Origin of the sequence: Duganella vulcania, from assembly GCF_009857655.1 — a bacterium.
GTDB classification, from domain to species: domain Bacteria; phylum Pseudomonadota; class Gammaproteobacteria; order Burkholderiales; family Burkholderiaceae_D; genus Rugamonas; species Rugamonas vulcania.
This window is the reverse complement of the sequence record NZ_WWCX01000149.1, coordinates 1-9031: the sequence shown is the minus strand read 5'-3', so window position 1 is coordinate 9031 and position 9031 is coordinate 1. Positions and strand designations below refer to the sequence as shown.

Here is a 9031-nt window from a genome sequence, read left to right as displayed (position 1 = left end):
CGGTGGCCGCCGTGTGCTCAACCTGCGCCGCCGCCGGAGCGGATGCTGCCGGCTGCGCGGGCGCGGCCGGCTTGCCGGCGGCCTCGGACGGCGCCGGTTCGTCAAAGAGATTTGCTTGAGTCATAGTTCGGTTCTAATTAGATGTCTGCTTCGGCTTCGTTGCCGTGTTCTTCGATCCAGGCGCGGCGCGCGGCCGCTTCGCCTTTGCCCATCAGCATATTGAAGCGCGCGGCCGATTCGCCGTGGCCGTAGCCGCCCAGCGACACCGGCAGCAGCCGGCGCGTGTCCGGGTTCATCGTGGTTTCCCACAGCTGCTCGGCGTTCATCTCGCCCAGGCCCTTGAAGCGCGAGATCGACCAGGCGCCTTCCTTCAGGCCGTCCTTGCGCAGCTTGTCCTCGATCGCGGTCAGCTCGCCGGCGTCCAGCGCGTACAGCTTCTGGATCGGCTTCTTGCCGCGCGCCGGCGCGTCCACCCGGAACAGCGGCGGGCGGGCGATGCAGATGTTGCCGTTGGCGATGAGGCCGGGGAAGTGCTTGAAGAACAATGTCAGCAGCAGCACCTGGATGTGCGAGCCGTCCACGTCCGCGTCGGACAGGATGCAGATCTTGCCGTAGCGCAGGCCGGACAGGTCGGGCGTGCTGTCGATGCCGTGCGGGTCGACGCCGATCGCCACCGAGATGTCGTGGATCTCGTTGTTGGCGAACAGGCGGTCCTTGTCGGTCTCCCACGAGTTGAGCACCTTGCCGCGCAGCGGCAGGATGGCCTGGAATTCCTTGTCGCGGCCCATCTTGGCCGAGCCGCCGGCCGAGTCGCCCTCGACCAGGAACAGTTCGGTGCGGGCGGCGTCCGACGATTCGCAGTCGGTCAGCTTGCCCGGCAGGACGGCCACGCCGGACGATTTCTTCTTCTCGACCTTTTGCAGCGAGCGCAGGCGCGACTGCGCCTGCTTGATGACCAGCTCGGCCAGCTTCTTGCCGTAGTCGACGTGGTGGTTCAGCCACAGTTCCAGCGCCGGCTTGGAAAAGGTCGACACCAGCCGCACCGCGTCGCGCGAGTTCAGGCGCTCCTTGATCTGGCCCTGGAACTGCGGGTCCAGCACCTTGGCCGACAGCACGAACGAGACGCGCGCGAACACGTCCTCGGGCAGCAGCTTGACGCCCTTGGGCAGCAGCGAGTGCATCTCGACGAAGTTTTTCACCGCGCCGTACAGGCCGTCGCGCAGGCCCGATTCGTGGGTGCCGCCGTTGGGCGTGGGGATCAGGTTGACGTAGGATTCGCGCACCACGGCGCCCTGTTCGGTCCAGGCCACCACCCAGGCCGCGCCCTCGCCCTCGGCGAAGCCCTCGGCGTCCGGCGTGGCGAACTGCGCACCCTCGAACAGCGGGATCAAGGTCTCGCCGTCGGTGGCCTGGGCCAGCGCCTCGGTCAGGTAGCCGCGCAGGCCGTCGTTGTACTGCCAGGTCTGCGATTCGCCGGTCTTGGCGTTGGTCAGCGTGACGGACACGCCCGGCAGCAGCACGGCCTTGGAGCGCAGCAGGCGCTGCAGCTCGGTCTGCGAGATGGCGGGGGAGTCGAAATACTTGGCGTCCGGCCAGGCGGTGACGCGGGTGCCGGACTTCTTGCCGTCGCGCGGGGCCACCACGGACGACAGCGGCTCGACCACGTCGCCGTGCTCGAAGGCCAGCTTGTGCAGGCCGGTGCCGTCGGGCTCCTTGCGCCAGACGGTGATCTCCAGCCGCTTGGACAGCGCGTTGGTGACCGACACGCCAACGCCGTGCAGGCCGCCCGAGAAGGCGTAGGCGCCGCCCGAGCCCTTGTCGAACTTGCCGCCGGCGTGCAGGCGGGTGAAGACGATTTCCACCGTCGGCACGCCCTCTTCGGGGTGCAGGCCGACCGGGATGCCGCGGCCGTCGTCTTCCACGGTGATGCTGCCGTCGGCGTTCTGCGTGACGATAATGTTTTTGCAATGTCCGCCCAGCGCCTCGTCCGAGGCATTGTCGATCACCTCCTGGATGATGTGCAGCGGATTCTCGGTGCGGGTGTACATGCCCGGGCGTTGCTTGACGGGTTCAAGGCCCTTGAGGACCCGGATGGATGCTTCGCTGTAGTCGGAAACTGGTTTTTTAGTGGCCATACGTGATCAAGCTGATAATTTCGATACTGGGTTTATGTACAGTTTTATGCGGACGTTTGCGTATTCTATCCTCAACCGGGCTGAATCGCGGCAAAAAAACCGCGCGGGGCAATTTATACACGATGTTTACAGGCCCGGCCCGCCTTTTTAGACCGTTTTTACGGGGCCGCCGATAAGCTGTTTGGTATCGAAACGACAGAAAGAAGGGCTCTCAGCATGAAGAAATTGATATGCGCCGCGGCCGTTGCTGCCGCTTTTTTGGGCACGCAGGCGCGCGCGGAGGATGCCGCGCCGGCCGCCAAGGCGGACAACGAAACCAGCTTCAACGCGGCGGTGGTCAGCGACTACCGTTATCGCGGCATCTCGCAGACGCGCCTGAAACCGGCGTTGCAGGGCGGCTTCGACTACACCAACAACCCGACCGGTTTCTATGCCGGCACGTGGCTGTCGACCATCAAGTGGACCAAGGACGCCGGCGGCAGCGGCGACATCGAGTGGGATATCTACGCCGGCAAGCGCGGCCAGGTCGCGGCCGACGTGTCCTACGACGTGGGCGTGCTGACTTATGTCTATCCGTCGAACGGGCTGGCGCACGTCAGCGGTCTGGCCAACGCCAACACCACCGAGTTGTATGGCCAGCTGGGTTACGGCCCGGCCTACATCAAGTACTCGCATTCGGTGACCAACCTGTTTGGTCTTGTCGACAGCAAGAACAGCGGCTATGTGGACCTGGGCGCCAACATCGAGGCGGGCGAGGGCTACACGATCAACCTGCATGCCGGCCACCAGAACGTCAAGCATAACGGCGCGTCCAGCTACAGCGACTGGAAAGTCGGCGCCACCAGGGACTTTGGCGTGGTGACCGGCGCGCTGGCCGTCATCGGCACCAACGCCGGCAAGACCGCCTACGCGTCGCCCGCCAACGGCAAGTTCCTGGGCAAGACCGCGCTGCAGCTGACCATCAGCAAGGTGTTCTGACCGGGTGCGAGCGTTCGCGCCAAGGGCGTGCCAATAAAGCGTCGTCATTCGAAGGCGACGTCTTCCAGCCGGAAGCGGAACTTGCGGCGTTCGGGCTGCGTCCAGCCTTGGCCGGGCATGATGTCGTGGGGCGGGGTGACCTGTTCGGCTCGCGCGGCTTGTGCGGGCGGGCAGGGCGCGGCTTCCGCGTGCGCCGGGATGGCTGGCTCGGTGGGCGCTTCCGGACGGGGCCGGGCGGCTTGGTCGGCGGCGGCCTGTTCGCGCCGCAGCCGGCTGGCGGTTTTGTAGAATTTGTCGCCGGGACGGCGGATGTACAAGTCGTTCCAGGCGTTGCGCACGCTCTCGGCGTGCAGCGCGGCGAACTGGTTGGGCGACAGCTCGCGCCCCTGATGCACGATGGCGTCGCCTTCCACGATGGCGCTGTACCGCTCGCCGTGGATGGTGCAATGTATCAGCGTGCCTTCCGGCAGAAACAGCGACTTCCATTGGTAGCCGCGCACCTCGGCTGCTTCTGCGGCCGGTGCGCGTTTCTGCTGCGCGGCCAGCCAGAACTCCACCGCCTTCAGGACGATCACCGACGGGTCTTGCGATTCGCCGTTCACGCCGGCCTGTTCGATCAGGTCGAGCAGGGTATGGGTGGGGACTTTTACACTCACTGTACTCTTCATGACTGCTTTCTCCACTGGTTTGGACTGTTTCCTACTTCTTTTAGACCAGAGGACGGAAAGAAGGTTCAATCAGTAGGATCCAGTCCAAAAAGCAGTAGATTCCAGAACAGGGACTTCAAAACAGCACCCCATACCTATACTCCCGCCGGATTTTTACGGTTTGTTTACACCCCGCCCCCAAGTCTTTACACAATCTTTAGACCCCAATCGCTAACCTTCTCAGTATCAAAACAAGACCTGTGAGGGGTGTGATGGACATAGTTTTTATCGGCGCATTGGTGGTCTTTTTTGGCGTGATCGTGGCGTTCGCCGCCGGTTGCGACAAATTGGGAGGCAAGCAATGAACGTCTTTTACCTGATTGGGGCGCTGGCATCGGCCGGCCTGCTGGTCTACCTGGTGGTGGCCCTGTTGAAAGCGGAGGACCTGTGATGACGACGCAATCCATCCTCTTGCTGGTGGCGTTCCTGGCCGCGCTGCTGGCGTTGTCCTACCCGCTGGGCATCCTGCTGGCGCGCGTTGGTGACGGCGGCGCGGTGCCGGGCCTCGGCTGGCTGGGCAAGATCGAATCCCTGTTGTACCGCGCCGCCGGCATTGCTGGCAAGGACGGCAGGGTCGAAGGCCAGAACTGGAAGGCCTACGCCATCGCGCTGATGCTGTTCAACGGCCTGGGCGCGCTGGCGACCTACGGGCTGCAACGCGTGCAGCTCTACCTGCCGCTCAATCCCCAGGGCCTGGGCAACGTCAGCCCCGATTCGTCGTTCAACACCGCCGTCAGCTTCGTCGCCAACACCAACTGGCAGGGCTACGGCGGCGAAACGACCATGAGCTACCTGACCCAGATGCTGGTGCTGGCGGGCCAGAACTTCTTCTCGGCCGCCACCGGCATCGCCGTGGCCTATGCGCTGATCCGCGGCTTCTCGTCGCGCTCGGCCAAATCGATCGGCAACTTCTGGGTCGACGTCACCCGCTCCACGCTGTATGTGCTGCTGCCGCTGTCGTTCCTGTTCGCCGTGTTCCTGGTGGGGCAGGGCGCGATCCAGAACTTCTCGGCCTACAAGGACGTGGCCCTGATGGACCCGGTCACCTACACCCAGCCGAAAGTGGGCGCCGACGGCCAGCCGCTGAAGGACGCCAAGGGTGAGCCGGTCACCGAGACGCTGACCACCTCGACCCAGACCATCGCCATGGGGCCGGTCGCCTCGCAGGAAGCGATCAAGATGTTGGGCACCAACGGCGGCGGCTTCTTCAACGCCAACTCGGCCCACCCTTACGAGAATCCCACCGCGCTGAGCAACTTCGCGCAGATGCTGGCGATCTTCCTGATCCCGGCCGGCCTGTGCTTCGCCTTCGGCCGCATGGTCGGCGACCGGCGCCAGGGCTGGGCCGTGCTGGCCGCCATGACGCTGCTGTTCGTGGCCTGCGCCGTCACGGTGATGGGCGCCGAGCAGCAGGCCCACCCCGCGCTGCAGGCGCTGGGCGTCGACCAGTCGGCCAGCGCGCTGCAAGCGGGCGGCAATATGGAGGGCAAGGAAGCGCGCTTCGGCATCAGCGCCAGCACGCTGTTCGCGGCGGTGACCACGGCCGCCTCGTGCGGCGCGGTCAACGCCTGGCACGACTCCTTCATGCCGATCGGCGGCATGATCCCGATGCTGCTGATGCAGTTCGGCGAAGTGATCTTCGGCGGCGTCGGCTCCGGCCTGTACGGCATGCTGATCTTCGCCATCATGGCGGTGTTCATCGCCGGCCTGATGATAGGCCGCACGCCCGAATACCTGGGCAAGAAGATCCAGTCGTATGAAATGAAGATGACCTCGATCGCCATCCTGGTCACGCCGACGCTGGTGCTGGCCGGCACCGCCATCGCCGTCATGTGCGACGCCGGCAAGGCCGGCATCCTCAACCCCGGCGCGCACGGCTTCTCGGAGATCCTGTACGCGTTCACGTCGGCCGCCAACAACAACGGCAGCGCCTTCGGCGGGCTGTCGGCCAACACGCCGTTCTACAACACCATGCTGGCCATCGCCATGTGGTTCGGCCGCTTCGGCGTGATCGTGCCGATCCTGGCGATCGCCGGTTCGCTGGCCGGCAAGCAGCGCCTGGAGGTCAATTCCGGCACGCTGCCGACCCACGGCCCGGTCTTCGTCGGCCTGCTGGTGGGCGTGGTCGCCCTGGTCGGCGTGCTCAATTACGTCCCGGCGCTGGCGCTCGGCCCCGTGGTCGAACACCTGCAGCTGTTTGCCAAATAAGGAATCGCCATGTCACAAGCTACTCAAAAAGAGATGACGCTGTTGTCCACTCCGCCCGCCGGCAAGCTGCGGCTGTTCGATTCCGAGCTGCTGGTGCCGGCCATCGCCGATTCGTTCCGCAAGCTGAGCCCGCGCGTGCAGGTGCGCAGCCCGGTCATGTTCGTGGTCTACGTCGGCAGCATCATCACCACGCTGCTGTACGTCCAGGCGCTGTATGGCCAGGGCGAGGCGCCGCCGGGCTTCATCCTGGCCACCAGCATCTGGCTGTGGTTCACGGTGCTGTTCGCGAACTTCGCCGAGGCGCTGGCCGAGGGCCGCAGCAAGGCGCAGGCGGCCTCGCTGCGCAGCCTGAAGCAGTCGGTCACGGCCAAGAAGCTGGCCTCGCCCAAGCACGGCACCACCTGGCTGCCGCAGCCGGCCACCGACCTGCGCAAGGGCCACTTCGTGCTGGTCGAGGCGGGCGACACGATCCCCATCGACGGCGAGGTGGTCGAAGGCGTGGCCTCGGTCGACGAGAGCGCCATCACCGGCGAATCGGCGCCGGTGATCCGCGAGTCGGGCGGCGACTTCTCGTCCGTCACGGGCGGCACCCGCGTGCTGTCGGACTGGCTGGTGGTCAAGGTCACCGCCAATCCGGGCGAGACCTTCCTGGACCGCATGATCTCGATGGTGGAGGGCGCCAAGCGCCAGAAGACGCCCAACGAGATCGCGCTGACCATCCTGCTGGTGGCGCTGACCATCGTGTTCCTGGTGGTGACCGTGACCTTGCTGCCGTTCTCGCTGTTCTCGGTGCAGGCGGCGCAGGCGGCCGGCCTGGCCAGCTCGCCGATCGGCATCACGGTGCTGATCGCGCTGCTGGTGTGCCTGATCCCGACCACCATCGGCGGCCTGCTGTCGGCCATCGGCGTGGCCGGCATGAGCCGCATGATGCAGGCCAACGTGATCGCCACCTCGGGCCGCGCGGTGGAGGCGGCCGGCGACGTCGACGTGCTGCTGCTCGATAAGACCGGCACCATCACGCTGGGCAACCGCCAGGCCTCGGCCTTCATGCCGGCGCCGGGCGTGACCGAGCAGCAGCTGGCCGACGTGGCGCAACTGGCCTCGCTGGCCGACGACACGCCGGAAGGGCGCAGCATCGTGGTGCTGGCCAAGCAGAAGTTCAACATCCGCGAGCGCGAGATGGCGGCATTGAACGCGGTGTTCGTGCCGTTCACCGCGCAGACCCGCATGAGCGGCGTCGACCTGGGCGACCGTCATGTGCGCAAGGGCGCGGCCGACACCGTGCGCCAGTACGTCGACGCCCTGGGCCAGCCGTATCCGGCCGAGGTGGCGCGCGCGGTGGACGACGTGGCGCGGCGCGGCAGCACGCCGCTGGTGGTGGTCGACGCCGGCCGCGTGATGGGTGTGGTCGAGCTCAAGGACATCGTCAAGGGCGGCATCAAGGAGCGCTTCGCCGAGCTGCGCCGCATGGGCATCAAGACCGTGATGATCACCGGCGACAACCAGCTGACCGCGGCCGCCATCGCGGCCGAGGCGGGCGTGGACGACTTCCTGGCCGAGGCCACGCCGGAGGACAAGCTCAAGCTGATCCGCAGCTACCAGGCCGAGGGCCGGCTGGTGGCGATGACCGGCGACGGCACCAACGACGCGCCGGCGCTGGCCCAGGCCGACGTGGCGGTGGCGATGAACTCGGGCACGCAGGCGGCCAAGGAGGCCGGCAACATGGTCGACCTGGATTCGAACCCGACCAAGCTGCTGGAGATCGTTGAAATCGGCAAGCAGATGCTGATGACGCGCGGCGCGCTGACCACGTTCTCGATCGCCAACGACGTGGCCAAGTATTTCGCCATCATCCCGGCCGCGTTCGTGGGCACCTTCCCGGCGCTGAAGGCGCTCGACGTCATGCAGCTCAACAGCCCGAACTCGGCCATCATGTCGGCGGTGATCTTCAACGCGCTGATTATCGTGTTCCTGATCCCGCTGGCGCTGAAGGGCGTGCGCTACCGCGCCATCGGCGCCGCCGCGCTGCTGCGCCGTAACATCTGGGTGTTCGGCGTGGGCGGCCTGCTGCTGCCGTTCGCCGGCATCAAACTGATCGACGTGGTGCTGACCATGTTCCATCTCGTCTAACCGCAAGGAATTATCATGACATCCTCCATTCGTCCCGCGCTGGTGCTGTTCGGCGCCCTGACCGCGATCTGCGGCGTGCTGTATCCGCTGGCCGTGACCGGCGTGGCCGGCGCGGTGTTCCCGGCGCAGGCCGCCGGCAGCCTCGTCGAAGTGAACGGCAAGGCGGTCGGCTCCGCGCTGATCGGCCAGTCGTTCTCGTCGCCGAAATACTTCTGGGGTCGGCCGTCGGCCACCGGCCCGATGCCCGACAACGCCGCCAATTCCGGCGGCAGCAACCTCGGCCCGCTGAACCCGGCCCAGACCGACGCGGTCAAGGGCCGCATCGCCGCCCTCAGGGCGGCCGAGCCGCAGGGCCGGCCCAACCCGCTGCCGGTCCCGGTCGACCTGGTCACGGCCTCGGCCAGCGGCGTCGATCCCGAGCTCAGCGTGGCCGGCGCCCGGTACCAGGTGGCGCGCATCGCCGCCGTGCGCCAGCTGGACCCGGCCCGGGTGCAGGCGCTGGTCGACGCCCAGCGCCGCCCGCAGCGCCTGGGCTTTTTCGGCGAGCCGCGCGTCAATGTGCTGGCGCTCAATCTGGCGCTGGACGCGGAAAGTGCGCATACTCGCTGAATCTGCATTTTTAACGATCTTAATGTTCCCCAACGATAAAGAGCGGCCCGACCCGGACGCCCTGCTGGCCCAGGTGCAGGCGCTGGACCGCAAGGCGGCGCGCGGCAAGCTGCGCATCTACTTCGGCGCCTCGGCCGGCGTGGGCAAGACCTACGCCATGCTGGCCGCCGCCCGCAAGCTGCGGGCCGACGGCCAGCCGGTGCTGGTCGGCGTGATCGAGACCCACGGCCGCGGCGACACCGCGGCCATGCTGGAGGGGCTGGA

Annotated in this window: 7 protein-coding genes and 1 pseudogene; 6 read left to right on the top strand and 2 right to left on the bottom strand. The window is 66.4% G+C overall.

Going from position 1 to position 9031, the window contains the following annotated elements; translation table 11 throughout:
• Positions 1–137: 137 nt before the first annotated feature.
• Complete coding sequence (locus tag GTP90_RS33585) at positions 138–2135, bottom strand: DNA topoisomerase IV subunit B (protein WP_161087581.1); 1998 nt, start codon at positions 2133–2135, stop codon at positions 138–140.
• A 216-nt stretch (positions 2136–2351) separates the two neighbouring features.
• On the opposite strand from GTP90_RS33585, the gene GTP90_RS33580 reads away from it, so the two are divergent.
• A complete protein-coding gene (locus GTP90_RS33580; protein ID WP_161087580.1) occupies positions 2352–3113 on the top strand; it encodes a TorF family putative porin in 762 nt (253 codons plus the stop codon).
• A gap of 44 nt (positions 3114–3157) precedes the next feature.
• Here GTP90_RS33580 and GTP90_RS33575 read toward each other — a convergent pair whose 3' ends face one another.
• Positions 3158–3781 carry a hypothetical protein gene (locus GTP90_RS33575; protein ID WP_161087579.1) on the bottom strand — a complete coding sequence of 208 codons (624 nt, stop codon included), beginning with the start codon at positions 3779–3781 and terminating at the stop codon, positions 3158–3160.
• A gap of 340 nt (positions 3782–4121) precedes the next feature.
• Here GTP90_RS33575 and kdpF point away from each other — a divergent pair, with 340 nt between their 5' ends.
• The 5 genes and pseudogenes from kdpF to GTP90_RS33550 all read left to right on the top strand — a co-directional run.
• A complete protein-coding gene (gene kdpF / locus GTP90_RS33570; RefSeq protein WP_161087578.1) occupies positions 4122–4211 on the top strand; it encodes a K(+)-transporting ATPase subunit F in 90 nt (29 codons plus the stop codon).
• Positions 4211–6028: a potassium-transporting ATPase subunit KdpA gene (gene kdpA, locus GTP90_RS33565; RefSeq protein ID WP_161087577.1), complete on the top strand. Its 1818-nt coding sequence runs from the start codon at positions 4211–4213 to the stop codon at positions 6026–6028. The genes kdpF and kdpA overlap by 1 nt, the downstream gene beginning before the upstream one ends.
• A 33-nt stretch (positions 6029–6061) precedes the next feature.
• Positions 6062–8158, top strand: a complete 2097-nt coding sequence (gene kdpB / locus GTP90_RS33560; protein ID WP_161087582.1) for a potassium-transporting ATPase subunit KdpB — start codon at positions 6062–6064, stop codon at positions 8156–8158.
• A gap of 15 nt (positions 8159–8173) precedes the next feature.
• Entirely contained in the window at positions 8174–8767 is a 594-nt protein-coding gene (gene kdpC / locus GTP90_RS33555; protein ID WP_161087576.1) for a potassium-transporting ATPase subunit KdpC, read from the top strand.
• Positions 8768–8789: 22 nt separating this feature from the next.
• Positions 8790–9031, top strand: a pseudogene (locus GTP90_RS33550) (hypothetical protein); the annotation flags it as partial.